Genomic DNA, 25,291 nt, shown 5'->3' on the forward strand with positions numbered 1-25,291 from the left:
CCCCCCCCCCCCCCCCCCCCCCCCCCCCCCCCCCCCCCCCCCCCCCCCCCCCCCCCCCCCCCCCCCCCCCCCCCCCCCCCCCCCCCCCCCCCACCAGCTCCCCCGAGGAACGATCGGCCCGCCGGCCGGGCCGCGACCCCCGCACAGGGGTCGCGGCCCGGCCGGCGGGCTGTCCGGTGTCCTCCCGCTCGCGTCCGGCGCTACTCCGCCGCGGCCTGCTCCGCCGCGGCGAAGCCCGGCAGCCAGTCGAGCATCTCGGCCCGGAACGGGGCCTGCGCGCCGAGCTGGCAGAGCACCCCGATGGTGCTCAGGGTGACCCGGTGGATCAGCAGGTAGTCCGGCGGCAGGTTGAGCTGCTTGCCCAGGTTGTAGGCGGGGGAGCGCGGATCGGCGATCCGGGCCGCCTGGGCGCGCATCCAGGGCCGGGTGAAGTGGAAGCGCTCCACCGCGGCCGGTTCGATGATCGGCAGCAGGTAGTCCAGCACCGCGTCCGGGTCCAGCTCGATGGAGGGCTTCACGAAGCCCTCCTCGCGCAGCATCTCCAGCACGCCCACCGCGTCGCCGGCCAGGGCCATCCGCAGCGAGTCGCCGATCGGGGTGGGCAGGCCGCCGGGCAGCCGGTCGACCGTGCCGAAGTCCAGGACCCCGAGCCGCCAGCCGGCCGCCGGACCGTCGTCCTTCAACAGGCGGAAGTTGCCCGGGTGCGGGTCGGCGTGCAGCAGGCCGGTCCGGGCCGGCCCGGCGAACAGGAACCGGGCCAACAGGTGGCCCGCGCGGTCGCGTTCGGCCTGGCTGCCGCTGGCGATCACCTCGGCCAGCGGGGTGCCGCCGAGCCACTCGGTGACCAGCACCTGGTCGGCCTGCGCCACCACCCGCGGCACCACGAAGTCCGGGTCGTCGGCGAACTCGTCGGCGTGCAACTGCTGGGCCTCCGCCTCCAGGACGTAGTCCAGCTCCTCGGAGACCCGATCACGCAGCTCGGTGATCAGCGGCTTGATGTCCAGCCCCGGGATCAGCGGACCCAACAGCCAGGCCACTCGGCTGAGTTGACCGAGGTCGGCGAGCAATGCCTCGCCCGCGCCCGGGTACTGGACCTTGACCGCGACCTCGCGGCCGTCCTGCCAGACCGCGCGGTGCACCTGGCCGATCGAGGCCGCGGCGGCCGGCCGGTCGTCGAAGACGCGGAAGTGGGCCCGCCAGTCCTCGCCGAGCCGCTCGGCGAGCGCAGCGTGCACGCTGGCGGCCGGCATCGGCGGCGCGGCGTCCTGAAGTTTCGTCAGGGCGGCCCGGTAGGGACCGGCGACCTCCTCCGGCAGCGCGGCCTCGAAGACCGAGAGCACCTGCCCGAACTTCATCGCGCCGCCCTTGAGTTCACCGAGGACCTTGAACAGCTGGTCCGCGGTGGCCTGCTGGAGCTCGGCGGAGACGGCCTCGGCCGAGCGCCCGCCGATCCGCTTGCCGAGCCCGAGCGTGGCACGCCCCGCGATCCCGAGGGGCAGGGCGGCGAGTCTTGCGGTACGGGTCACAGCCTTGCGCGGAAGATCGCTCACTCGGGCCTCCCAATCGAACGTGTGCCGGCAGCCGCCGCGGCTGCGGCGCTGGAGGACGGCGGTCACTAGGCCATTGTGCCCGCTCACTCCCAAGGCCCGGCCGTGGCCCGGGGGCTGGCGGACCCGGCCGGTGCGGAGCGCTCCGGGCAGCCCCCTGGCAGCCCCCGAGCGGCTACCAGCGGCCTTCACGCCAGAAGCAGCCGCAGTCGGTGTGCGGTGGCAGCCGCAGCCGGCGGACCATCCCGTCGGCCGCGGAGATCTCGCACCAGCCGTCCACGCTCGGCGGCCGCTCGCCGTCCAGGTGCAGCAGCAGGTGCAGCGCGGCGAGGCCGGCCACGCTCGCCGCGACCGCGCCGTCGCAGGCCGGCGCCCGGGGACGGCCGGGCCCCTCGGCCGCCAGCTGGGCGAGCAGCCGGGGCCAGGCGGAGTCCCGGTCGGTCCGGGCCAACGCCACGCAGCCGCCGCAGGCCGAGGCGCCGGGCAGCACCAGCGGACCGACCACGCCCAGGTGCTCGACCACGCCGACGTACAGGTGTGGGACGCCGGCCCGGATCAGCTCGCGGGCCTGCGGGGCGTCCCCCGCGAAGGCACCGCTGCCGTCCCGCGGGGCCAGCACCACCAGATCGGGTGGCCCGGCCCGGACCGCCTCCCGGGCGGGTGCCGCCACCCCGGCGGCCCGCCCCACCGCCTCCCGGGCCGCCGTGCCGCGCAGTCGCCCGATGTCCTGGAACGGGATCCCGCCCGGCGCGCAGTCCCCGGCCTCGACCCGGCCCCGGTCGACCACCACGACCGCGCCGACCCCGGCGGCCGCCAGCAGGCCGGCCAGCGCCGCCCCGACCCGGCCGGCGCCGCGCACCTCGACCTGGACCGCGCTCCGCCGGCGCAGCACCCTGGCCCCCTCGCCGGGCGCCGGGTAGAGCAGCGAGAGCGAGGCCAGGTCGGGGTCGAGCAACTCCCGCCTGGTGCGGGTCAGCCCGGCCAACTCGGCCTCGGCGACCGCGGAGTCGTCCACCAGGCCGGCCTCGGTGAGCGAGCGCAGCGTCTGCTCGACATACTCCGGGTCGAGGCCGAGCCCGGCGCCGGCGGCCACCACCGCGGCCGCGTCCCGCCGGCCGTCCAGCAGATCGAGGAAGGCGCAGAACCGGGCGTCGGCCGGGCTGGCCAGCTGGGCCCGCTCGGGCGCGGTGCCGAACTGCAGGACCTCCGGATCCCGCCAGGTCCGGGACAGGGCCGTCTTGAGCATCGGGCGCATCTGAGCCCCCCTTGTTTCTCGCTACCCTGTGGCAGCGCATGTGGACGGTGGGTGAGATCAGCATGCCCGAACTGCGGGAACCGGGGCCCTGGTTATCCACAGCCCTGGGAGTAACATCCGACGATCGGCCGGATCAGTCGGTCACTTTGCGACCGATGTTGACAACAATTCGGCCAGGGCACCGGCGATCCGTCACAGCCAGCCGGTACCGTCGTGTGCCATGGCAGCCGAACGGGACTCCCAGCCCTCGGCGTCGCCTCGGCGGGCCCGCCCAGCGGCCGGGTCGGGAGTCGCGACGTCCGGCCAGGCGCGCGGCCAGGGCCACGGTCCGGTGGAGGTCCGGCGCAGCGCCCGCCGCAGCCGCACCGTCTCGGCCTACCGCGAGGGCGATCGGACCATCGTGCTGATCCCGGCCCGGATGTCGCCCTCCGAGGAGCAGCGCTGGGTCGCCCAGATGCTCGACCGACTGGCCGCCCAGGAGAGCCGCCGCAGCCTCGGCGACGACGACCTCGCGCAGCGCGCACAGCGCCTCTCCGCCGCCTACCTGGCCGGCCGGGCCCGCCCGGAGCAGGTCCGCTGGGTCACCAACCAGAACTCCCGCTGGGGCTCCTGCACTCCGAGCGAGCGCACCATCCGGCTCTCGCACCGGCTGCAGGGCATGCCGGAGTACGTGCTGGACTACGTGCTGCTGCACGAGCTGGCCCACCTGCTGGTGCCCGACCACGGCCCACGGTTCTGGGAGCTGCTGGAGGCCTACCCGCGCACCGAGCGGGCCCGCGGCTACCTGGAGGGCGTGGCGGCGGCCGCCCGGCTGCCGCACATCCCGGGGGCCCGGGCCGCGGGAGGGGCCGAGGAGCCCACCGGCTGCGAGTGACGCGCCGGCCGTCCGGCCGCCCGACGTTCGGACGGCCAGGCATCGGACGGTCAGGCGGTCAGCTCACGGGCCCGGGCGACCAGCACCCGCACCGAGTCGTCGGTGAGCTCCGGCAGGGCGTCGTAGTCGAACCAGCGCAGCTCCAGCGACTCCTCGCTGATCACCTCGCGGGCGCCGGGCGCAGCCAGCACGACGTACTGCACGTCGAGGTGGGTGTTGGCCGGGCGGTCCTTGCCGGCGCAGTGCACCTCGTGCCGGTCGAGCTTGACCGGCAGCGGGCCGTTCGGCCCGGCGAGCAGCGTCAGGCCGGCGATCCCGGACTCCTCGGTCGCCTCGCGCAGCGCGCCGCCGGCGAGCGTGCCGTCGCCCGGCTCGCAGTGGCCGCCGGTCTGCAGCCAGAGCCCGACCTTGGGGTGCAGGGTGAGCAGCACCCGCCCGGCCGCCGGGTCGACGACCAGCGCGGACGCGGTGACGTGTGCGGGCAGGCAGTCGCGCCAGAGCCCGTCCGGGCGTTCCGCGAGGTGCGCCAGGTAGGCCAGCCGCAGCTCGTCCTGCGCCGGGTCGCCGGGTGCCCAGGCGCTCAGCGCCCGCACCGCGTCGGCGTGCATCGGATCGGCGTGCATCGGATCGGCGTGCATCGGATCGGTGACGGTGGTGGTCTCCCGGCTCATGCGGCCGGGCCGCCGTCCTTGCCCTCGTCGTCCGAGCCGGCCGAGTCGCCGGAGCCGGCCGAGTCCTCCGGGCGGCCCGCGGCGGCCTCGCCCAGCAGCTTGTCGAAGGCGTCGAAGTCGATCGCGCCCTCGGCCGGCTCCTCGCCCGCCGGGTGCACGAAGCCGTCCGGGTCGTCCAGGTCGGTGGCGGTGGGCAACATGTCGGGGTGCTCCCAGAGTGCGTCCCGGCCCTCCAGCCCGCGCGCGTCGGCCAGCGAGGCCCACAGCCGGGAGGCGTCCCGCAGCCGGCGCGGTCGCAGCTCCAGGCCGACCAGGGTGGCGAAGGTCTGCTCGGCCGGTCCGCCGGAGGCTCGGCGGCGGCGCAGTGTCTCGCGCAGGGCACCGGCCTGCGGCAGGTGGGGCTCGGCGGCGGCGTGCACCACCGCGTCCACCCAGCCCTCGACCAGCGCGAGCGCCGTCTCCAGTCGGGCCAGCGCGGCCTTCTGCGCGGGGGTGTCCTCGGGCTGCAGCAGCCCGTTCGACAGCGCCTCCTGGAGCGCCTCGGGGTTCTCCGGGTCGAGCCGGCCCATCAACTCCTCCATCCGGGAGGTGTCGACCTTGATGCCCCGGGCGTACGCCTCGACCGCGCCGAACAGGTGCGCCCGCAGCCACGGCACGTGGGCGAAGAGCCGCTGGTGGGCGGCCTCGCGCAGGGCCAGGTAGAGCCGCACCTCCTCGGCCGGCACGCTCAGGCCCTCGCCGAACTCGGCGATGTTCTGCGGCAGCAGCGCGGCCTTGCCGGCCGGCGCGAGCGGCAGGCCGACGTCGGTCGAGCCGAGCACCTCGGCGGCCAGCGCGCCCAGCGCCTGGCCGATCTGGGTGCCGAACATGGCGCCGCCCATCGAGCGCATCACGCCCATCAGCGGGCCGGCCATGGCCTGCATCTCCTCGGGCAGCACGCCGCCCATGGCGTTGCCGACCCGCTCGGCGACCGGGTCCACCAGCTCCTGCCAGACCGGCAGGGTGGCCTCGATCCACTCGGCACGGCTCCACGCCACCGCCGTGCCGCCGCCGGACGGGAACTCGGTGGCCGAGTCGAGCCAGAGGTCGGCCAGCCGGACCGCCTCGGCGACCGCGGAGCGCTCGGCGGCGCCCACCGAGCGGTCCTTCGCCTTGCCCTCGGCCGGCTCGGCCACCACGGTCTGCCGGGCGATGTCCTTGGCCAGCTGCCAGTTCACCGGGCCGCCCTCGAACGAGAGCATCTGGCCGAGCTGCTGGAACGCGGCGCCCAGGTCGTTCGGGTTGAAGCCGCCCATCATCGCGGCGAAGGGGTTGTCGCCGCCCGGGCCACCGGCGCCGCCCATGCCGAAGAGCGCGCCGAGCGGGTTGCCGCCGAAGCCGAAGGGCTGCGGCTGCGAGGGCCCGCTGTCGGACTTGCCCTGGTCGTCCTTCTTGCCGTCCTTGCCGTCCTCGGGCTCCTCGGGCGGGACACCGAATCCGAAGGGGAGGTCGCTCACGGGGGTCCTCGATCTGGTCGGCCGTCACGCGGTTGGAGTGGCGGGAAAAGCAGTGGGGGAACGGCCTCGGCGACGGCTCGGGGCGGGCTCACCCGCGCCGGGTGCACCGCCGAGCCCTCTCCTCGGGCAGGATGGACGGTACGTGACACTCGTACGTACGCACATAAGCTAACCGTGGAGGATGGCCGGTGAGTTCCCCGCCCTCGGACGTTCGCTCTGGGCTGACCGGAGGCGAGGAGGACCAGGCCACCCCGGGTTCACCGTCCCCAGCCTACGGCGGTCCGCCGCTCACCGTCGCCGTCACCGGCGCCGCCGGGGTGCTCGGCGAGCGCCTGGCCGCGCGCCTGGTCGACTCACCCGGGGTCCGCCGGGTGCTGGCGATCGACGACCGCCGCGGTGAGGCCGCCGGAGTGCAGTGGCGGGTGCTGGACGTCCGCGACCCGGTGGTGGCCGAGCGGCTGCGCGGGGTCGACGTGGTGGTGCACCTGGCGATGGACCTCGGCATGGCGTCCGACCCGCGGGCCCGCAGCGCCTACAACGTGCGTGGTGCGCAGACCGTGCTGACCGCGGCCGCCGCGGCCGGGGTGCACCGGGTGGTGCTCTGCACCTCGGCGATGGTCTACGGCGCGCTGGCGGACAACGAGGTGCCGCTCGCCGAGGACTCCGAGCTGCGGGCCACCGAGGAGGCCAGCCTGGTCGGCGACCTGCTGGAGATCGAGCGGCTGGCCCACCGGGCGCCGCGCGCGCACCCGGGGCTGCAGGTCACCGTGCTGCGGCCGGCCGTGGTGGTCGGGCCGGGCGTGGACACCGTGCTGACCCGGCACTTCGAGGCGCCCCGGCTGCTGGTGGTGGCCGGCTCCCGGCCGTGCTGGCAGTTCTGCCACCTGGACGACCTGGCCTCGGCGCTGGAGTACGCCGCGCTGGGCCTGGTCGAGGGCGAGATGACGGTCGGCTGCGACGGCTGGCTGGAGCAGGAGGACGTCGAGGAGCTCTCCGGGATCCGGCGGATGGAGCTGCCGGCCTCGCTGGCCCTGGGCACCGCGGCCCGGTTGCACCGGCTGGGCCTGACCCCGGCGCCCGCGGGGGACCTGGCGTACACCATGTACCCCTGGGTGGTCTCCGGCAGCCGGCTGCACGAGGCGGGCTGGCGGCCGCGGTACACCAACGAGGAGGTGCTGGCCGAACTGCTGGAGCAGGTCTCGGGCAAGCACGCGGTGGCCGGTCGGCGGCTCGGCGGCAAGGAGGCCGCGACCAGCCTGGGCGCGGCGGGGGCGACGGTGGCCCTGGTGGGCACGGCGGCGCTGGTCCGTCGGGCCCGCAAGCGCCGCCGGATCTAGCGTCCGGATTCCACCGGGGGTGTCCCGGACTTGGACAACCCGCCAAGTCCGGGCCGTCGTGGGCCGGGAATCGTGGGACGAGCGGGCTCTTGCCGGGCCCCGGCCGGCATCGGCAATCATGGAGGCATGTCCGAGAACCACGACGATCCCATCCGGCTGCTCGCGATCCGGGAGGCCCCGCTCTCCCTCGACGAGGTCCACGCCGCGGTCGGCGACGACGCCGCCGGTGGCACCACCGTCTTCGTCGGCACGGTCCGTGACCACGACGGCGGGAAGTCGGTGGCCGCCCTGGAGTACAGCTGCCACCCGAGCGCCGAGGCCGAGATGCGCCGGATCGCGGAGAAGGTGGTGGCCGACTTCCCGGTCCGGGCGCTGGCCGCGGTGCACCGGGTCGGCCGGCTGGAGATCGCCGACGCGGCGGTGATCGTCGCGGTCTCCTGCCCGCACCGTGGCGAGGCCTTCGCCGCCGCCCGCAGGCTGATCGACGACATCAAGCACGAGGTGCCGATCTGGAAGCACCAGGTCTTCACCGACGGCGAGGAGGAGTGGGTCGGCGCCGGTTCCTGCTGAGCGCTCCCGCCGTCCTCCGGATGGCGGCCTTCCGGTCCGACCAATGCGCCCTTGGGGTGGTGACACGCGGGGCGTCGTAACCCGGTTGGCGCCGAGGCCGTTCTCCGTCCGGGCGGTTAATGTGCTGATAGGCACGATGAACTGGGAGATGGGACATGGCAGCGCTCGCCTGGTTGGGGATCCCCGTCGTCGCGGCGCTGCTGGCCGCTCTCTGGGCGGCCTGGGCCGCCCGCCCGCCGCGGGCCACCGGCGACGGCGCCTCGCTCGCCGAGCACCAGCGCTTCCTGGCAGCGATGGAGCGCAGTACCACCGTCGCCCGCCGGCCCGAGGACCCGGTCGAGTAGGGGCGCTCGCGGACCCGGGGGGCGCCGAGTGGCACTGGTCCCGTACTGTCGTGGCATGCCACGCCGCTCTGCGACGATGCTCGCCGCCACCCTGCTGCTCATAGCGCTGCTCTGCGCCTCCGTGCTGATGAAGGTGCCGTACACCGAGCTGAGCCCCGGGCCGACCTACAACACGCTCGGCGCGCAGGACAAGGCCGGCACCCCGGTGATCAGCATCAGCGGGCACCAGACCTATCCGGTCAGCGGGCACCTCAACATGACGACCGTCCAGGTCACCGGCGCGAACTACCAGCCGAGCCTGGTCTCGGTGGTGGTCGGCTGGCTGCGCAGCGACGTGCTGGTGGTGCCGCACAGCAGCATCTACCCGCCGAACCAGACCGAGCAGCAGGCCGAGCAGGAGAACGCCGAGGAGTTCGCCTCCTCCCAGGACAGCGCCAAGACCGCGGCGCTCACCGAGCTCGGCTACCCCGTGGGCACCGAGCTGATCGTCTCCTCGGTGGTGGCCGGCAGCCCGTCCGAGGGCAAGCTGCACGCGGGCGACCAGATCGTCGCGGTGGACGGCACCCCGGTCACCGACCCGGCCAAGGTGGCGCCGCTGGTCACCAAGCACAAGCCGGGCGAGAACGTGGTCTTCACGGTCGTCCCGCACGACAAGGCCAGCGCCACCCCGAACCCGGCGGACGAGCAGCAGGTCACCATCACCACCACCAAGGCGCCGGACGACCCCAACCGGGCCATGGTCGGGATCGTCCCCGGCACCACGCACACGTACCCGTTCAACATCGACATCGGGCTGCAGGACGTCGGCGGCCCCAGCGCCGGGCTGATGTTCTCGCTCGGCGTGATCGACAAGCTGACCCCGACCGACCTGACCGGCGGCACGTTCGTGGCCGGCACCGGGACGATCGACGACAACGGGAACGTCGGCGCGATCGGCGGGATCTCGATGAAGGAGATCGCCGCCCGGGACGCCGGTGCGCAGTACTTCTTCACCCCCGCCGACAACTGCGCGGAGGCGAGCAAGGACACCCCGAGCGGGCTGCGGCTGATCAAGGTGCAGACGCTGGACGGCGCGCTCAAGGCGCTGGCGCAGATCCGGGCCGGGCAGGACTCCGCGCTGCCGTCCTGCTCCGCCTCCTGACCCGCTCCGCCCCGCGACCCCGCTCCGCGCCCTGACCCGCGCGGCTCCTCGACCGGGGCGGGTCAGCGGGCGGAGCGTCCCGAGGTCCTAGGCGAAGGTCGCCAGCAGCGCCTTGGTCAGGCCGGGAACCAGGTCGGGACCGGTCAGCACCTCACGGGCGAGGTCCTTCTCGCGCAGTCGCAGCGCCGTCTCGCGCTTGCCGTCGCGCAGCACGGCCGCGGTGATCCGGACCTCCTGGCGGTCCGGGTGGTTGGCCACCCACTCGGCGATCTGCGCCTCGGTGGCGTTGGCCGGGCGGGTCTTCTCGGCGCCCGGCGGCAGCATCAGCCGCTCGACCACCAGGGCGCAGCCGGCCACCATGTCCGGCCAGGCGATGGTGCCGAGGAACTCGTCCAGCGCCATGCCGGCGGGCAGCTCGTCCTGCTCGACCGGGGTCAGCGAGCCGTCCTGCGCGGCGTCGAGCCCGAGCTGCTTGGCGAGGGCCGGGTCGGTCCGGCGCAGCTGGGCGCTGTCCACCAGGGCGAACAGCCGGGCGGGCAGGTCCCAGCCGAGCCCCGCGACGTACTCGTCGATCTCCAGGGCGGCGCGGGTCAGCGGGGTCGCGGCCGGCGGGAGGCCGGCGTCGGCGGGGGTGTTACGGGCATCGGACATGGCTCAATCCTCACACGCCCCGGGCCGCGCCGACGCCCGGTGGCCGGGGTGGCCGCCCGGGGAACGCACCGGGCGCCTGGGAACTCGGCCGACGGCCGATTAAGTTGCTCTGGGTGGGCCGCCCGGCAAACCCGGTGTCACCCACCCGGCTCCATCGTCCCTGGCCGTCCGACCACAGCAGAGGTGCCCCCTTGGTGTTCCAGATGCCCGACCGTGGCGGGTCGGGGTTCCGTCCAAGAGTCGGCCCGCCCTCTCGGCGCATCCGGGCGCTGGTGCTCACCGTCGGTCTGCTGCTCCTGCTGTTCCTGGCGTTCGTGCTGTTCGCCGGGTTCTGGACGGACTGGCTCTGGTTCCGTTCGGTCCACTACGCCTCGGTCTTCACCACCCGGCTGTGCACGCAGCTCGGGCTGTTCGCCGCCTTCGGGCTGGTGATGGCAGTGGTCACCGGGGCGAACATCTGGCTGGCGTACCGGCTGCGCCCGCCGCTGTCGGCGATGTCGGTCGAGCAGCAGAGCCTGGACCGCTACCGGAGCGGCCTCGCGCCGTACCGGCGGTTGGCGCTGCTCGGCGTCTCGCTGGTGATCGGCCTGATCGCCGGGGCGGCCGCGTCCGGCAAGTGGCGGCTCTGGCTGCTGTGGACGAACGCGACGCCGTTCGGGACCAAGGACGGCCAGTTCCACCTGGACGTCGCGTTCTACGCCTTCGACCTGCCGTGGTACGAGTTCCTGCTGGGCTTCGCGTTCAGCGCGGTGGTGGTCTCGCTGGCCGCCGCGCTGGCGGTGCACTACCTCTACGGCGGCCTGCGGCTGCAGGGCCCCGGGCGACGGGTCGGCGTCGGGGCGCAGGGCCACCTCGCGGTGCTGCTGGGGGTCTTCGTGCTGCTCAAGGCGGCCGCGTACTGGCTGGACCGGTACGGGCTGGCGGTGAAGACCGGCGCCTACAAGGGCGTGGCCGGCTGGACGGGCCTGCGCTACGTGGACGCCAACGCGGTGCTGCCGGCCAAGACCATCCTGTTCTTCGTGGCGCTGATCTGCGCGGTGCTGTTCTTCCTCACCCCGGTCCGGCGGACCTGGGCACCGGCGCTGATCGGCTTCGGGCTGATGGCGCTCTCGGCGGTGCTGATCGGCGGGCTCTACCCGGCGATCGTGCAGCAGTTCCAGGTCAAGCCGAACGAGCAGGCCAAGGAGACGCCCTACCTCAAGCAGAACATCGACGCGACCCGGCAGGCCTACGGGATCGCGGACAGCCAGACCCAGCAGTACACCCCGGCCGGCTCGACCAACGCCGGGGCGGTCGCGCCGGACGCCCAGACCATCGCGGACATCCGGTTGCTCGACCCGAACGTGGTCTCGCCGACCTTCCAGCAGATCGAGCAGCAGCGCTCCTACTACGGGTTCCCGTCCACCCTGGACGTGGACCGCTACCCGTCGGCCGGCGGCACCCAGGACACCGTGATCGGCCTGCGCGAGCTGGACCTGAACGGTGTCCAGCAGCGCAACTGGATCAACGACCACTTCAAGTACACCCACGGCTACGGCGTGGTGGCGGCCAAGGGCAACCAGGTCAACGACAAGGGCCAGCCGGTCTTCACGGAGTCCGGACTGCCCACCACCGGCTCGCTGGGCGACTACCAGCAGCGGATCTACTACGGCGAGAAGACCGACACCTACGCCATCGTCGGCGGCAGCAACCGGGAGATCGACTACACCGCGGACAGCGGCGACCAGACCTACCAGTACCAGGGCGGCAGCGGGGTCTCGCTGAACGACCCGATCACCCGGGCCGCCTACGCGGTGAAGTACCACGAGCCGCAGATCCTCTACTCGGGGGCGATCACCAAGGGCGCCAGGCTGCTCGACAACCGCACGCCGCAGCAGCGGGTGGAGAAGGTCGCGCCCTGGCTGGCGATCGACGGCGACCCGTACCCGGTGGTGCAGAACGGTCACCTGACCTGGGTGCTGGACGGCTACACCACCTCGGACGGTTATCCGTTCTCCACCCGGACCACGCTGGGCGACGCCACCAAGGACTCGCTGAGCGACCAGCGCGGCGGGGTGCTGACACCCGCCAACCAGGTCAACTACATCCGCAACTCGGTGAAGGCCACGGTGGACGCGTACACCGGGCAGGTGACGCTCTACCAGTGGGACGACACCGACCCGGTGCTGAAGACCTGGATGAAGGCGTTCCCCGGCACGGTCCAGCCGCGCAGCGCCATCCCGGCCGCGCTGCTGCCACACCTGCGCTACCCGCAGGACCTGTTCAAGGTGCAGCGCGACCTGCTCGGGATGTACCACATGACCGACCCGAACTCCTTCTTCAACGGGACGGACATCTGGCAGGTGCCGGTCGACCCGACCAACGACACCGGCCAGGCTCAGCCGCCCTACTACCTGACCCTGCGGATGCCCGACCAGTCCGCCGCGACCTTCTCACTGACCAGCACCTTCGTACCGAGCGGGCGGGACAACCTGGCGGCCTTCATGTCGGTGGACTCCGATCCCGGGCCGGACTACGGGAAGATCCGGATCCTGAGGGTGCCGAGCGACAGCAAGACGCTGGGGCCCAAGCTGGTGCAGTCGCAGTTCAACTCCAATCCGGACGTGGCCAACCAGCTCACCCTGTTGAAGAACGGCAGTGACTCCGACCTGGAGTACGGCAATCTGCTCACCCTGCCGGTGGGCGGCGGGTTCCTCAACGTGGAGCCGGTGTACGTGAAGGGGCGCGGCGCCAACTACCCCGTGCTGCAGAAGGTGCTCGCGGTGTACGGCAACGACAACGTGGCCTTCGAGGACACCCTTCAAGCGGCGCTGGCCAAGGTGCTGGGCGGGGCCGGCGGGGCCACCGGGACGGCGTCGTCCGGCGGCTCGGCATCGGGTGGTGGGGCGTCGGGTGGTGGGGCGTCGCAGTCGCCGGGGGGCGACGCCGCGCTGCGGAAGGCGTTGGCGGATGCCCAGCAGGCCTTCACGAACGGACAGACCGCGCTGAAGAACGGCGACTGGGCGGCGTACGGCACGGCGCAGCAGGCGCTGCAGAACGCGCTGAACGCCGCGGCGGCGGCCGAGCAGCGGCCCTGAGTCGTGACGCCGAGCCGGGCTCCCGCGCACCCCGTGACCGGCGGGGTGCGTGGGGTGGTCCGTGATCGTGCTATTGTTGAGACACAACGACGCGGGGTGGAGCAGCTCGGTAGCTCGCTGGGCTCATAACCCAGAGGTCGCAGGTTCAAATCCTGTCCCCGCTACTCTCGCCGAAGGCCCGGAGGAATTCCTCCGGGCCTTCGGCGTTTTCGGCCTTCGCTGTCCTCGGTCTTCGTCGGGGTCGCACCGTCCCGGCGATTTCTCATCTCCCGGTGTGTTGACGCGGCCCGGCGGCTGGTCCACCGTGGGTCCACCCGGCGGGCGGCCGCCCGAGGTGGAGAGGAGCGGGGGCCGATGCCCGGGCCGGAGGTGGACGGCGGGCCGCTCCAGTACGAACTGCTCGGACCGTTGCGGGTCCACCGGGCCGGCGTGGAAAGCGCGTTGGGGCCCGCGATGCAGCGGGCGGTGCTCGCGGTGCTGCTGCTCAACGCCAACGAGCCGGTCTCCCGTGAGCAGTTGGTGCAGGCCGTCTGGGGTGCCCGGGCCACCGGTAACTCGCCCGGGCTGGTGGCGACTTACGTCTCCCGGCTGCGGCGGGTGGTGGATCCCGGTCGGACCCGGCGGTCGCTCGGCGGGGTGCTCGCCACCGAGGGGGCCGGCTACCGGCTGCTGGTCGAGCCGGGCTGCCTGGACCTGCGGCTCTTCGAGGCGGCCCGGGCGCGGGCCCGCGAGCAGCGAGCGGCCGGGGACCTGGCCGGCTGCGAGGCCACCCTGGAAGGCGGGCTGGCGAGTTGGCGCGGGGTGCCGCTGGACGGCCTGCCCGGTCCGTGCGCCGCGCTGCATCGTGGCCGGTTGGTCGAACTGCGGCTGGCCGCGCAGGAGGAGCGGTTCGAGTTGGCGCTGCTGCTGGGGCGCCACCGCGAGGTGGTGGCCGAACTGGGTCTGCTGGCCGCCGCGCATCCGCTTCGTGAACGGCTGCGCGGGCTGCTGATGTTGGCGCTCTACCGGGCCGGCCGGCAGGGCGAGGCGCTGGCGGTCTTCGCGGAGACCAGACACCAGCTGGTCGCCGAGCTCGGGCTGGAGCCTGGGCGGGAGTTGGACGAGCTGCACCAGCGGATCCTGCGGGCCGACCCGGAGTTGGAGCCGGGCCGGCCCGCCGCGATGCTCGCCGGGCCGGCCCGACCGTTCTGGCGTCCGGCCCAACTCCCGGGCGAGCCAGCGGACTTCACCGGACGGGTGGCGGAGGTCCGGGCGTTGCGGCGGATCCTCGCTCCGGACCGCCGACCGGCCACCGTGTCGGTGGCGGTGCTGACCGGTCCGCCCGGGATCGGCAAGACGGCACTCGCGGTGCACACCGCGCACCTGCTGCGCGAGCGGTTCCCGGACGGGCAGCTCTGGGCGGCGCTGCACGACGCGGCCGACCGGCCCCGGTCGCCCGGTCGCCTGCTGGGCCGGCTGCTCACCGACCTCGGTGTCGAACCCGGCGCGCTGCCAGTGGAGTTGGAGCAGCGCGCGGCGCTGTTCCGGTCGGTCACCTGGGGGCGGCGGCTGCTGCTGGTGCTGGACGACGCGGCGGACGCGGCGCAGGTGACGGCGGTCCTGCCGGGGGCACCGAGCTGCGCGGTGCTGGTGACCGGGCGCGGGCGGGCGCTCGGGCCGGCCGGGGCGCGGGTGGTACCGCTCGGCGGGCTCGGGCCGGCCGAGGCGGGCCGCTTGCTGCGTCGGGCCGCGGCGGTCGGTGCCGGGGCGGGTGAGGCGGACGGGTCGGCGGCCGAGGCCGTGCTGGCGGTCTGCGCGGGGTGGCCGCTGGCGCTGCGGGCCGCCGCGGCCCGGGTCGCCGCGCGTCCCGGGCGGGGGCTGGCCGGGCTGGCCGAGCGGCTGACCGAGGAGACCCGGTGGCTGGCCGAACTCGGTCCGGGTGGTGGGGGAGTGGTGGCGGCACTGGTCTCGGCCGAGCGACGGCTGCGCCGCGGCCCGGGCGGTCCGGCCGCCGCCGTGGCGTTCCGGCGACTCTGCCGGTCCGGTGGCACCCGCTTCCTCGGGCCCGCCGTGGCTGGGGAGTTGGGGGTGGACGTGCCGCGGGCGGAGGAACTGCTCGACCTGCTGGCCGAGCACGGCCTGCTGCGGCCGGAGGGCGACGGCGAATACCACGCGCACTCGCTGACGGCCTGCTACGGGCGGTCCGGCGAATGGACGGCGAATGGAATCCGGATGTCGTGGACGCGTCCGCCGTCCCCCGGTCGACCGGGCTGACCTGCGGCTCTTCGGGGCGATCCGAGCCTGGGCGGGTGAGCGGCCGGTGTCCGGGGAGTGGCCGGCGGGCGGTCGGAACGCGAGCCCTTGACCCGCTATTTGGTCTAGTCCACTCTGTGTTTGCCGGGGCCCGGGACGTGCTGCTCGTCCGTGTCGAGGAGCGCCCTCCTCCTGCCGTCGGCCCCACCGCCCCTGTGCCCGCCTCCGTGCCGCGGCTCGCCGTGCCGCGCCGCCCCACCGAACCGAGGAGCCGCCTCGTGCACCGTGCGACCCGACAGAACCAGAGCAGACCGGCCGACGGGCCGGGCGGTAGAGCCGGCCTCGGCGCACGAGCGGCGCTGGCCGGTACGGTGGCGTTCGCGCTCGCGGTGAGCGGTGCGGTGCTGCTCGCCGGGGGTGCCAGTGCCAGCACCGCGGCCACGCCCGCCGACAGCGCCAACCTGCTGCAGAACCCGGGTTTCGAGACCGGAACCCTGCAGGGCTGGCAGTGTTCCAACGGCTCCGGAGCCGTGGTCACCAGCCCGGTGCACTCCGGGACGTACGCGCTGCTGGCCACCCCGACGGGCGGCGACGACGCGCAGTGCGTCCAGCAGGTCGCGGTGCTTCCCAACTCGTCCTACTCGCTGAGCGGTTGGGTCCAGGGCAGTTACGTGTACCTGGGCGACAGCGGCACCGGCGGGACGGACACCTCCGACTGGAGCAGCAACTCGGCCTGGAACCAGCTGAGTACGAGCTTCACCACCGGCCCGTCCACCACATCGGTGACCATCTACCTGCACGGCTGGTACGGCACCGGCGCGTACAGCGCGGACGACCTGGTGCTGAGCGGCCCGGGCGGCGGCACCCCGACGCCGCCGTCCACGCCGACGCCCACACCGACGCCGACGCCCACCCCCACGCCGACGCCCACCCCCACCCCCACGGGCCCGAGCGGCGGGAACAAGCACCTGCTGACCGGCTACTGGCAGGACTTCGACAACGGCGCCACCGACCAGCGACTCAGTGACGTCAACCCGGCCTACGACATCATCGCGGTGGCCTTCGCCAACGCCGACCCGAACAACCCCGGCGGCATCACCTTCGGCCTGGACCCCACCCTGGCGAGCAAGCTCGGCGGCTACACCGACGCCCAGTTCAAGGCCGACATCAAGGCCAAGCAGGCGGCCGGCGTCAAGGTGGTGCTCTCGGTCGGCGGCCAGAACGGCACCATCTCGGTCGGCGACGCCACCTCGGCCGCCAGCTTCGCCTCCAGCGCCTACGCGTTGATGCAGCAGTACGGCTTCGACGGGGTGGACATCGACCTGGAGAACGGTGTCAACGCGACCTACATGTCCAGCGCGCTGCACCAGTTGGCGCAGCAGGCCGGACCCGGCTTCGTGCTCACCATGGCGCCGCAGACCATCGACATGCAGTCCACCGGCACCGCCTACTTCCAACTGGCGCTGGCCACCAAGGACATCCTCACGATGGTCAACACCCAGTACTACAACTCGGGTTCGATGAACGGCTGCGACGGCAACGTCTACTCCGAGGGCAGTGAGGACTTCCTCACCGCGCTGGCCTGCATCCAGCTCCAGGGTGGTCTCGCGCCGAGTCAGGTCGGCCTCGGTGTGCCGGCCTCGACCAGCGCGGCCGGCAGCGGATACGTCGACCCGCAGACCGTCGACAACGCGCTGGACTGCCTGGCCAGCGGCACCAACTGCGGCTCCTTCAAGCCCCCCACCAGCTGGCCCGGCATCGGCGGCGCCATGACCTGGTCCACCAACTGGGATGCCGGCAACGGAAATTCCATCGCGACCACGGTCGGCGGCCACCTGCACGGCATGAGCTGACCGGCCGTACTCCCCGTCTCCTCGCCCCCACATCACAGGAGAGAACCGCATGCGCAGAACCACCCGATCGGCATGGGCGGTGAGTTCGGCCGCCGCCACGCTGCTGGCCGCCGTCCTGTCGGTGCTGGACGCGGCCCACGCCCAGGCCACCCAGAACCACCCGGCGGCCGCCCCACCGGCCGTTCCGGCGGACACCACCGGTGCGCCCGCCACCTCGGGCGGCCTCAAGGTCGCGTACTACGACCAGTGGTCGGTCTACCAGAACGCCTTCTACCTGAAGAACGTGGACCAGGAGGGCATGGCCGGCAAACTCGACTACCTGATCTACGACTTCGAGAACATCGACCCGACCAACCTGACCTGCTTCGAGGCCGACCAGGCCGCCTCGCAGGACGAGAGCGACCCCAACGCGGGCGACGGGGCCGGTGACTCGTTCGCCGACTACGGCAAGAGCTTCGGCTCGGACATCAGCGTGAACGGCACCGCCGACACCTGGAACCAGCCGATCGCCGGCAACTTCAACCAGCTCAAGGAGCTGAAGGCGAAGTACCCCAACCTCAAGATCCTGCTCTCGGTCGGCGGTTGGACCTACTCCAAGTACTTCTCGGACGCGGCGGCCACCGACGCCTCGCGCAAGAAGCTGGTCAGCTCCTGCATCGACATGTTCATCAAGGGCAACCTGCCCTCGCAGAACGGATACGGCGGTCCCGGTACCGGCGCCGGCATCTTCGACGGGTTCGACATCGACTGGGAGTACCCGGGCGGTGGCGGGCACGTCGGCAACCACGCCTCGGCCGCCGACAAGCAGGACTTCACCACGCTGCTGGCCGAGTTCCGTTCGGAGTTGGACGCGCAGGGCGCGGCCGACGGCAAGACCTACGCGCTCTCGGCGGCGCTGCCCTCCGGCCAGGACAAGATCTCCAACATCCAGACCGACCAGATCGCCCAGTACCTGACCTTCGGCGACCCGATGACCTACGACATGCACGGCGGTTGGGAGCCCACCGGGCCGACCAACCACCAGTCGCCGATCTACGACAACCCGGCCGACCCGTCCAGCCCGATCACCCCCGGGACGAGCAGGTACTCGATCGACGAGGCGATCAAGGCCTACACGGTCGGCGATCCGCAGTACGGCATCCCCGGCGGCTTCCCGGCGAACAAGCTCAACATCGGGATCCCGTTCTACTACCGGGGCTGGACGGGGGTGCCGGCCGGCAGCGCCAACGGGCTCTTCCAGACCGCGACCGGACCGGCGACGGGCTCGGCCGACTCCGGGAACGTGGCCGGCATCCGGATGTACAAGGAGCTGTCGGGGGTGGTGGACAACTCGGCGGACACCTTCTGGGACCCGGTCGCGCAGGCCGCGTACTTCTACGACGGGACCAACTTCTGGTCCGGTGAGGACGCCCAGTCGATCCAGGCGAAGGCCGACTACCTGCACTGCAACGGGCTGGGCGGGACGATGATGTTCTCGCTGTACGACCTGGACCCGGCGGCCACGCTCTTCAACGCGGCGGTGGCGGACACCGACGGCTCGGCCAGCAGCTGCCCGGCTTCGCCCACGCCGACGCCCACCCCGACGCCGACTCCTACCCCGACGCCGACTCCTACCCCGACGCCCACTCCTACCCCGACGCCGACTCCCACCCCCACGCCGACGCCCACCCCCACGCCGACGCCCACCCCCACGCCGACGTCCACCCCCACCAGCGGCGTGGTCAACGGCGGCTTCGAGACCGGTGCCCTCTCCCCGTGGAGCTGCACCAGCAACCTCGGCACGGTGGTGAGCAGCCCGGTGCACTCCGGCTCGTACGCGCTCGCGAGCGCCGCGAGTAGCTCCGACGACGCCCAGTGCACGCAGACGGTGGCCGTCCAACCGAACACCACCTACACCCTTGCCGGCTGGGTCCAGGGCAACTACGTCTACCTCGGGGTCACCGGCTCCGGCGACGACACCTCGACCTGGACCAGCAGCCCCGGTTGGACCAAGCTCTCCACCTCGTTCACCACCGGCGCGAACGTGAACTCGGTGCAGGTCTGGGTGCACGGCTGGTATGGGCAGGGTACGTACTACGCCGATGACATCAGTCTGAACTGAGCTTCCGTGACCTGACGGAGGCGGTGCCAGCCGAAGCGGTGGCACCGCCTCCGGTACTATTGGCGGACGCTCGGTTCATCCCCTTTGACAGTTGGGGGTTTGTGAGGCGCAAGTGTCGGGAAGTCGACAAAGCGCCGAAGCTGCCCCGCGGGCTTCGGCCGGCCCGGCAAAATTGCGCGAGGCTGGTGTACGCGGGTATCGGGTGATGCGACGATGGAGCACATGGGGGACGGTGCACGGAGATTGACGATGCGTGCGCCCCGACGCGTCCCCGGCGGATGCCGCAGCACCTGGGGGGAGCGGGAGTCGGCATGAAGCTGATCGGCAGGGGCGACACCGGAGCCGAACCGGTCGGGGACGGCGACGAGGCCACCGCCCCGGTGCCCGCACAGCGCGGGAGCGCGCCGGCGCAGAACCGCTCGTACGGGCCGGAGAGCCTGGTGCACGTCCCGGCACCGCAGCTGGCCGGACCCTATCCGGCGACCGCCGGCAGCGCCGCGGCACTGGGCACGCCCGGTGCGAGCTTCGAGTCCGAGCTGGCGGCCCGGGAGTCCGCGGCGTTGGAGACCAGGCACCGCTCCGCCGCCGACGAGGGCGACCCGAACGCGGCCAGCCAGCTCGGCGCGCTGCTGCTGCGCCGCGGCGACCTGGACGAGGCCGAACCGTATCTCCGCCGCGCCGCCGGCGCCGGCCTGCGGGCCGCCGCCAACAACCTGGGCGTGCTGCTGCACCAGCGCGGGCACCGGGCCGAGGCCGGCCAGTGGTGGCGGCAGGCCGCGGTGGCCGGCAGCGCCCCGGCCGCGCACGCGCTCGGCCTGCACCTGCGCGACCAGGGTGAGGAGGAGGCGGCCGAGTACTGGCTGCACTTCGCCGCCGAACAGGGGCACACGCTGGGGGCGTACGCGCTGGGCGACCTGATGGAACACCGGCGCGACGTGCGTGCCGAGCGTTGGTTCAAGGCCGCCGCCGACACCGGCCACCGCGAGGCCGCCTACCGGCTGGCCCGGATGCGCGAGGCGGCCGGCGACAAGGAGAGCGCCGAGACCTGGTACCGCACCGCCGCGGTCCGCAGCCACCCGCGGGCCGCGCTGCGGCTCGGCGTGCTGGTCGAGGAGCGCGGGGCGCGCGACGAGGCGGCCCGCTGGTACCGGCAGTCGGCGCAGAACGGCGAGCCGCGGGCGGCCTGCGCGCTGGGCTTCCTGCTGCGCGACTCGGGGGACCTGCCGGCCGCCGCCGAGTGGTGGCAGGAGGCCGCCGAGGCGGGCGACGGCAACGCGGCCAACGCGCTCGGCGCGCTGCACGCCGGCCGGGGCGAGGACGCCGCCGCCGAGCGCTGGTACCGCGCGGCGCTGGACGCCGGCGACCACAACGGCGCGTTCAACCTCGGCCTGCTCTGCGCCGCCGCGGGCCGCGACGCGCAGGCCGAGCAGTGGTACCGCCGGGCCGCCTACGCCGGCCACCGGGAGGCCTGCAACGCGCTGGCCGTGGTGCTGCTGCAGCGCGGCGACGAGTCGGGAGCCGAGCCCTGGTTCTCCAAGGCCGCCGAGGCGGGCAGCGTGGACGGCGCCTTCAACCTGGGCATCCTGCACGCCAATCGCGGCGAGCACCAGCAGGCCCAGGAGTGGTACGCCCGGGCCGCCGCCGAGGGCCACGGCGAGGCGGCACTGCAACTCGCGGTGGCCAAGGAACAGCGCGGCGACCTGACCGCCGCGCTGGAGCGCTACCGGCAGGCGGCCGAGGGCGGGTCGGCCGAGGGCGCGTTCCGGCTGGCCTCGCTGCTGGACCGGCGCGGTGGCGCCGAGGAGGAGGCCGAGCACTGGTACGCCATGGCGGCCGACGCCGGGCACGCGCGGGCGCAGGTGCGGATGGGCGTGCGGGCCGCCGAGCGGGGCGCGCTGGAGATCGCCGAGAGCTGGTACCGGCGGGCCGCCGAGGGCGGCAGCCGGAGCGCGGCGTTCAACCTGGGACTGCTGCTGGCCCGGCAGGAGAGCGAGGCCGAGGCGATGCTCTGGTACACCCGGGCCGCCGACGCCGGCCACGGCCGGGCCGCGCTGCGCCTGGCGCTGCTGGCACTGCGCCGGGGCGAGCCGGTGCAGGCGGAGAACTGGTGCCGGCGGGCCACCGACTACGGGCCGGCCGAGGTCGCGGAGCGGGCCGCCCGGCTGCTCGACGCGCTGCACCCGGAGATGACCGCGTAGCGCGGGTGGCTCCTCAGCGGCAGTCGGGGCAGAGGCCGCGGTAGGTGATCTCGGCGCCGGAGAGCGTGAAGCCGAAGCGTTCCTCGGCGGGGAGCGCGGCGAGCGGGTCGCCGGCCGGGTGGACGTCCCGGATGGTGCCGCAGCGCGAGCAGATCAGGTGCTGGTGCGAGTGGTGCGCGTTGGGGTCGTACCGCTTCGCCCGGCCGTCCGTGCTGACCTCCAACACCTCGCCCAGGCCGACCAGTTCGCCGAGCGTGTTGTAGACCGTCGCCCGGCTGATCTCGGGCAGCCGGGAGGCCGCGCGGGCGTGCACCTCGTCCGCGGTCAGGTGCACGTGGTCGCCGTCGAGCACCTCGGCCACGACGCGCCGCTGTGCGGTCAGTCTCCAGCCTCGTTCGCGCAGGCGTTCCAGCAGGTCGCTCATACCACCCAGAGTAGCAAGATCTCGTTCTGGTTCCAGTGTTGACTTAGACAAAGTCCAAGATAGGATCTGGTCAACACGACCGGATGACGCGGAGGTGCTCCCATGACTGCCCAGGACGAGTTGCGGCCAACCCTGACCACCGAGGCCGGTGCGCCGGTGGCCGACAACCAGAACACCGAGACGGCGGGCGTCGGCGGTCCCGCGCTGATCCAGGACCAGCTGCTCTTCGAGAAGCTCGCGCACTTCAACCGGGAGCGCATCCCGGAGCGCGTGGTGCACGCCCGCGGCGCCGCCGCGTACGGCACGTTCACGGTGACCGCCGACGTGACCGCCTACACCCGGGCCAAGTTCCTCTCCGAGGTGGGCAAGCAGACCGAGACCTTCCTGCGGTTCTCCACCGTGGCCGGCAACCTCGGCTCGGCCGACGCCGTCCGCGACCCGCGCGGCTTCGCGCTGAAGTTCTACACCGAGGAGGGCAACTACGACCTCGTCGGCAACAACACCCCGGTGTTCTTCATCAAGGACGCCATCAAGTTCCCGGACTTCATCCACACCCAGAAGCGCGACCCGTACACCGGCTCCCAGGAGGCGGACAACGTCTGGGACTTCTGGGGCCTGTCGCCCGAGTCGACCCACCAGGTGACCTGGCTCTTCGGCGACCGCGGCATCCCGGCCAGCTACCGCCACCTGAACGGCTACGGCTCGCACACCTACCAGTGGCAGAACGAGGCCGGCGAGCACTTCTGGGTCAAGTACCACTTCAAGACCGACCAGGGCATCCGGAACCTGACCTCCGAGGAGGCGGCCAAGCTCGCGGGTGAGGACCCGGACAGCCACCAGCGCGACCTGCGCGAGGCGATCGAGCGCGGCGAGTTCCCGAGCTGGACGGTCCAGGTGCAGATCATGCCCGCCGCCGACGCCGCCAACTACCGCTTCAACCCGTTCGACCTGACCAAGGTCTGGCCGCACGAGGACTACCCGCCGATCGAGATCGGCAAGCTGGAGCTCAACCGCAACCCCGACAACATCTTCGCCGAGGTCGAGCAGTCGATCTTCAGCCCGTCGCACTTCGTGCCCGGCATCGGCCCGTCCCCGGACAAGATGCTGCAGGGCCGGCTCTTCGCCTACGCGGACGCGCACCGCTACCGGGTCGGCGTCAACGCCGACCACCTGCCGGTGAACCGCCCGCACGCCACCGAGGCGCGCACCAACGGCCGGGACGGCTACCTCTACGACGGCCGGCACGGCCGCCGGAAGAACTACGAGCCGAACAGCTTCGGCGGCCCGGTCGAGACCGGCCGTCCGCTCTGGGCCGCCACCGCGGTGAGCGGGGTGACCGGCGACCACGCGGCGCCCTCGCACGCCGAGGACAACGACTTCGTGCAGGCCGGCAACCTCTACCGGCTGTTCAGCGAGGCCGAGAAGGAGCGCCTGGTGGCCAACCTGGCCGGCTTCATCGCCAAGGTCTCCGCCGACCGCGACGACATCGTCGAGCGCGCGATCGACAACTTCCGCCGGGCGGACGCCGACTACGGCCGCCGCCTGGAGGCCGCGGTGCGTGAGCTGCGCAAGCAGCGGTAACCGCACCCCGACAGACCGCGGGCCCCGGGACCAGTCCACCGCACTGGCTCCGGGGCCCGCATCCAACTCCCTCGTGGTGGCGGCTGGTTGGCGTCAGAAGCTGAGCCGGCGCAGCGCCTCCTCGTGCAGCAGACCGTTGGACGCCACCGCGTCCGCCCCGCCCGGTCCGTCGATGCCGTCCAGGCCGGTGAACCGCCCGCCCGCCTCCTGCACCACGATGCACGGCGCGGCCATGTCCCACAGGTTCAGCTCGGGCTCGGCCGCGATGTCCACCGCGCCCTCGGCGAGCATCATGTACGACCAGAAGTCCCCGTAGGCGCGGGTCCGCCAGCAGGCCCGGGTGAGGTCGAGGAACGGGTCGAGCCGGCCGCGGTCCTCCCAACCGGAGATCGAGGAGTAGGAGAGCGAGGCGTCCTCGATCCGGGACACCGAGGAGACCTGGATCCGGCTCGCCTTGGCCAGGCTGCGTCCGGCGAACGCGCCCAGCCCCTGGGCCGCCCACCAGCGGCGGTGCAGCGCCGGGGCCGAGACGATGCCGACCACCGGCCGCTCCTCGCCCGCCTCGTCCACCTCCAGCAGCGCGATCAGGGTCGCCCAGACCGGGACGCCGCGGATGTAGTTCTTGGTGCCGTCGATCGGGTCGATCACCCAGCGGCGCGGGCCCGAGCCGATCAGCCCGAACTCCTCGCCCATCACCGCGTCCCGTGGCCGGGCCCGCTGCAGCACGCCGCGCACCAGCTCCTCGGCCGCCTTGTCGGCGTCGCTGACCGGGGTGAGGTCGGGTTTGGTCTCGATCTTCAGGTCCAGCGCCCGGAAGCGTTCCAGGGTGACCGAGTCGGCCGAGTCGGCGAGGACGTGGGCGAGTCGGAGATCGTCGTGGTAGTCGGCCATGTCTGGAACAGTAGCGAGCCGCCCGCGTTCCCGACAGTTCGGCTCGCTCAGCGGACGGCGGGGTCAGGAACCGTCGGGCGAGCGGTAGGCGGGGAAACCACTGGTGTCGAGGGCGAATCGGAACGGCTCGGGCAGCGGGACCGGCTTGCCGAACTCGAAGCTGACGGAGTCCTCGTAGCCAGTGGGCAGGGGGAAGCAGTGCAACGTGCAGACGCGCTTGAACGGGTCGATGATCAGGTACAGCGGGATGCCGAAGCGGCCGTACACCTCGACCTTGGTGACCAGGTCGGTGCCCTTGGTGCTCTTCGAGAGCACCTCGGCGACGAGTGCGACATGTTGAGCGGGGTAGACCCCCTCGGGGTCGACCTTGACCGTCGCGGGCAGCGCGAAGACATCGGGCTTGGGCTCGTCACCGTACTCGGGGTGCCTGATGGTCTGCTCAGCCGCTGCCTCCCAACCTTGGTGGGACCAGATCTGGCGAAGCAGCAGTGACTGGATCTCCCAATGCAGCGGCTTGCCCGACGGCGTCAAGATGATCTCCCCGTTCAGCAGCTCGACCCGGTAGCCCTCGGGGACCTCGATCGAGTCGAGGAAACGGTGGGCGCGCTCGTCGATCACACTCATGCCGGACCTCCTGAGGTAGCTGCCACCATGCTGGCACACCCCGCCGACCGCCCGGGATCAGTGGCCGGAGCCGCTGATCTGGAGGCCGATCACGCCGGCGATGACCAGGGTGATGGAGACCAGCTTGAGCACCGAGCTGGACTCGTCCAGCCAGATCATGCCGTAGAGCGCGGTGCCGGCCGCACCGATGCCGGTCCAGACCGCGTAGGCGCTGCCGACCGGGAGCTGCCTGAGGGAGAGGGTGAGCAGGCCGAAGCTGCTCAGGGCGAAGAGGGCGAAGGCGACGGTGGGGACGAGTCGGGTGAAGCCGTGGCTCAGCTTGAGGTTGATCGCGAACCCGGTCTCCAGCAGGCCGGCGAGGACCACCATGAACCAAGCCATGTCTCCTCCTCGGGTGATCGGCCGTCCCTCCCATGGTCGCCAG

At 73.0% G+C, this 25,291-nt stretch carries 20 protein-coding genes and 1 tRNA gene; 12 read left to right on the top strand and 9 right to left on the bottom strand.

Annotated features, from left to right (window positions below; all coding sequences use genetic code 11):
• Positions 1 to 200: 200 nt before the first annotated feature.
• Positions 201 to 1,550, bottom strand: coding sequence for an ABC1 kinase family protein (locus ACZ38L_RS05370; protein WP_465689448.1), 1,350 nt, complete (start codon positions 1,548 to 1,550; stop codon positions 201 to 203).
• A gap of 172 nt (positions 1,551 to 1,722) precedes the next feature.
• A complete protein-coding gene (locus ACZ38L_RS05375; protein ID WP_465689450.1) occupies positions 1,723 to 2,802 on the bottom strand; it encodes a ThiF family adenylyltransferase in 1,080 nt (359 codons plus the stop codon).
• A gap of 220 nt (positions 2,803 to 3,022) precedes the next feature.
• Here ACZ38L_RS05375 and ACZ38L_RS05380 point away from each other — a divergent pair, with 220 nt between their 5' ends.
• Positions 3,023 to 3,676 carry a M48 family metallopeptidase gene (locus ACZ38L_RS05380; protein WP_396557744.1) on the top strand — a complete coding sequence of 218 codons (654 nt, stop codon included), beginning with the start codon at positions 3,023 to 3,025 and terminating at the stop codon, positions 3,674 to 3,676.
• Between the two features lie 50 nt (positions 3,677 to 3,726).
• Here ACZ38L_RS05380 and ACZ38L_RS05385 read toward each other — a convergent pair whose 3' ends face one another.
• Together ACZ38L_RS05385 and ACZ38L_RS05390 are read right to left on the bottom strand one after the other, a co-directional pair.
• On the bottom strand, positions 3,727 to 4,299 hold the full coding sequence (locus ACZ38L_RS05385; RefSeq protein ID WP_465689682.1) for an NUDIX hydrolase: 573 nt from the start codon (positions 4,297 to 4,299) through the stop codon (positions 3,727 to 3,729).
• A 44-nt stretch (positions 4,300 to 4,343) separates the two neighbouring features.
• Positions 4,344 to 5,843, bottom strand: a complete 1,500-nt coding sequence (locus ACZ38L_RS05390; protein WP_465689453.1) for a zinc-dependent metalloprotease — start codon at positions 5,841 to 5,843, stop codon at positions 4,344 to 4,346.
• A gap of 188 nt (positions 5,844 to 6,031) precedes the next feature.
• On the opposite strand from ACZ38L_RS05390, the gene ACZ38L_RS05395 reads away from it, so the two are divergent.
• The 4 genes from ACZ38L_RS05395 (at position 6,032) to ACZ38L_RS05410 (ending at position 9,235) form a co-directional block, all read left to right on the top strand.
• The gene (locus ACZ38L_RS05395) at positions 6,032 to 7,180 is read left to right on the top strand and encodes an NAD-dependent epimerase/dehydratase family protein (RefSeq protein ID WP_465689455.1); all 1,149 of its coding nucleotides are present in this window, start codon (positions 6,032 to 6,034) and stop codon (positions 7,178 to 7,180) included.
• Positions 7,181 to 7,306: 126 nt separating this feature from the next.
• Positions 7,307 to 7,750, top strand: a complete 444-nt coding sequence (locus tag ACZ38L_RS05400; RefSeq protein WP_465689457.1) for a molybdenum cofactor biosynthesis protein MoaE — start codon at positions 7,307 to 7,309, stop codon at positions 7,748 to 7,750.
• A 155-nt stretch (positions 7,751 to 7,905) separates the two neighbouring features.
• A complete protein-coding gene (locus tag ACZ38L_RS05405) occupies positions 7,906 to 8,094 on the top strand; it encodes a hypothetical protein (RefSeq protein WP_396557735.1) in 189 nt (62 codons plus the stop codon).
• 55 nt (positions 8,095 to 8,149) lie between these two features.
• A complete protein-coding gene (locus ACZ38L_RS05410) occupies positions 8,150 to 9,235 on the top strand; it encodes a YlbL family protein (RefSeq protein ID WP_465689460.1) in 1,086 nt (361 codons plus the stop codon).
• Positions 9,236 to 9,322: 87 nt separating this feature from the next.
• Here the strand turns inward: ACZ38L_RS05410 and ACZ38L_RS05415 are convergent, their stop codons facing one another.
• The gene (locus ACZ38L_RS05415; protein ID WP_465689462.1) at positions 9,323 to 9,886 is read right to left on the bottom strand and encodes a PPA1309 family protein; all 564 of its coding nucleotides are present in this window, start codon (positions 9,884 to 9,886) and stop codon (positions 9,323 to 9,325) included.
• A 203-nt stretch (positions 9,887 to 10,089) separates the two neighbouring features.
• On the opposite strand from ACZ38L_RS05415, the gene ACZ38L_RS05420 reads away from it, so the two are divergent.
• The 6 genes from ACZ38L_RS05420 (at position 10,090) to ACZ38L_RS05445 (ending at position 21,347) form a co-directional block, all read left to right on the top strand.
• Entirely contained in the window at positions 10,090 to 12,963 is a 2,874-nt protein-coding gene (locus ACZ38L_RS05420; RefSeq protein WP_465689684.1) for a UPF0182 family membrane protein, read from the top strand.
• 90 nt (positions 12,964 to 13,053) lie between these two features.
• Positions 13,054 to 13,127: transfer RNA gene (locus ACZ38L_RS05425), tRNA-Met, on the top strand.
• Positions 13,128 to 13,317: 190 nt separating this feature from the next.
• Positions 13,318 to 15,216: an AfsR/SARP family transcriptional regulator gene (locus ACZ38L_RS05430; RefSeq protein WP_465689464.1), complete on the top strand. Its 1,899-nt coding sequence runs from the start codon at positions 13,318 to 13,320 to the stop codon at positions 15,214 to 15,216.
• A gap of 257 nt (positions 15,217 to 15,473) precedes the next feature.
• The gene (locus ACZ38L_RS05435; protein ID WP_465689466.1) at positions 15,474 to 17,048 is read left to right on the top strand and encodes a chitinase; all 1,575 of its coding nucleotides are present in this window, start codon (positions 15,474 to 15,476) and stop codon (positions 17,046 to 17,048) included.
• 49 nt (positions 17,049 to 17,097) lie between these two features.
• A complete protein-coding gene (locus tag ACZ38L_RS05440; RefSeq protein WP_465689468.1) occupies positions 17,098 to 19,149 on the top strand; it encodes a glycosyl hydrolase family 18 protein in 2,052 nt (683 codons plus the stop codon).
• 311 nt (positions 19,150 to 19,460) lie between these two features.
• Entirely contained in the window at positions 19,461 to 21,347 is a 1,887-nt protein-coding gene (locus tag ACZ38L_RS05445; RefSeq protein WP_465689470.1) for a tetratricopeptide repeat protein, read from the top strand.
• Positions 21,348 to 21,360: 13 nt separating this feature from the next.
• Here ACZ38L_RS05445 and ACZ38L_RS05450 read toward each other — a convergent pair whose 3' ends face one another.
• The gene (locus ACZ38L_RS05450) at positions 21,361 to 21,771 is read right to left on the bottom strand and encodes a Fur family transcriptional regulator (protein ID WP_465689472.1); all 411 of its coding nucleotides are present in this window, start codon (positions 21,769 to 21,771) and stop codon (positions 21,361 to 21,363) included.
• A gap of 102 nt (positions 21,772 to 21,873) precedes the next feature.
• Here ACZ38L_RS05450 and ACZ38L_RS05455 point away from each other — a divergent pair, with 102 nt between their 5' ends.
• Positions 21,874 to 23,352, top strand: a complete 1,479-nt coding sequence (locus ACZ38L_RS05455) for a catalase (protein WP_465689474.1) — start codon at positions 21,874 to 21,876, stop codon at positions 23,350 to 23,352.
• Positions 23,353 to 23,445: 93 nt separating this feature from the next.
• Here the strand turns inward: ACZ38L_RS05455 and hisN are convergent, their stop codons facing one another.
• The 3 genes from hisN to ACZ38L_RS05470 form a co-directional block, all read right to left on the bottom strand.
• Entirely contained in the window at positions 23,446 to 24,243 is a 798-nt protein-coding gene (gene hisN, locus ACZ38L_RS05460) for a histidinol-phosphatase (RefSeq protein ID WP_465689476.1), read from the bottom strand.
• Between the two features lie 63 nt (positions 24,244 to 24,306).
• The gene (locus ACZ38L_RS05465) at positions 24,307 to 24,867 is read right to left on the bottom strand and encodes a Uma2 family endonuclease (RefSeq protein WP_465689478.1); all 561 of its coding nucleotides are present in this window, start codon (positions 24,865 to 24,867) and stop codon (positions 24,307 to 24,309) included.
• Between the two features lie 57 nt (positions 24,868 to 24,924).
• Positions 24,925 to 25,248: a DMT family transporter gene (locus tag ACZ38L_RS05470; RefSeq protein WP_465689480.1), complete on the bottom strand. Its 324-nt coding sequence runs from the start codon at positions 25,246 to 25,248 to the stop codon at positions 24,925 to 24,927.
• Positions 25,249 to 25,291: the final 43 nt, after the last annotated feature.

Source organism: Kitasatospora sp. NPDC024654 (assembly GCF_055559155.1).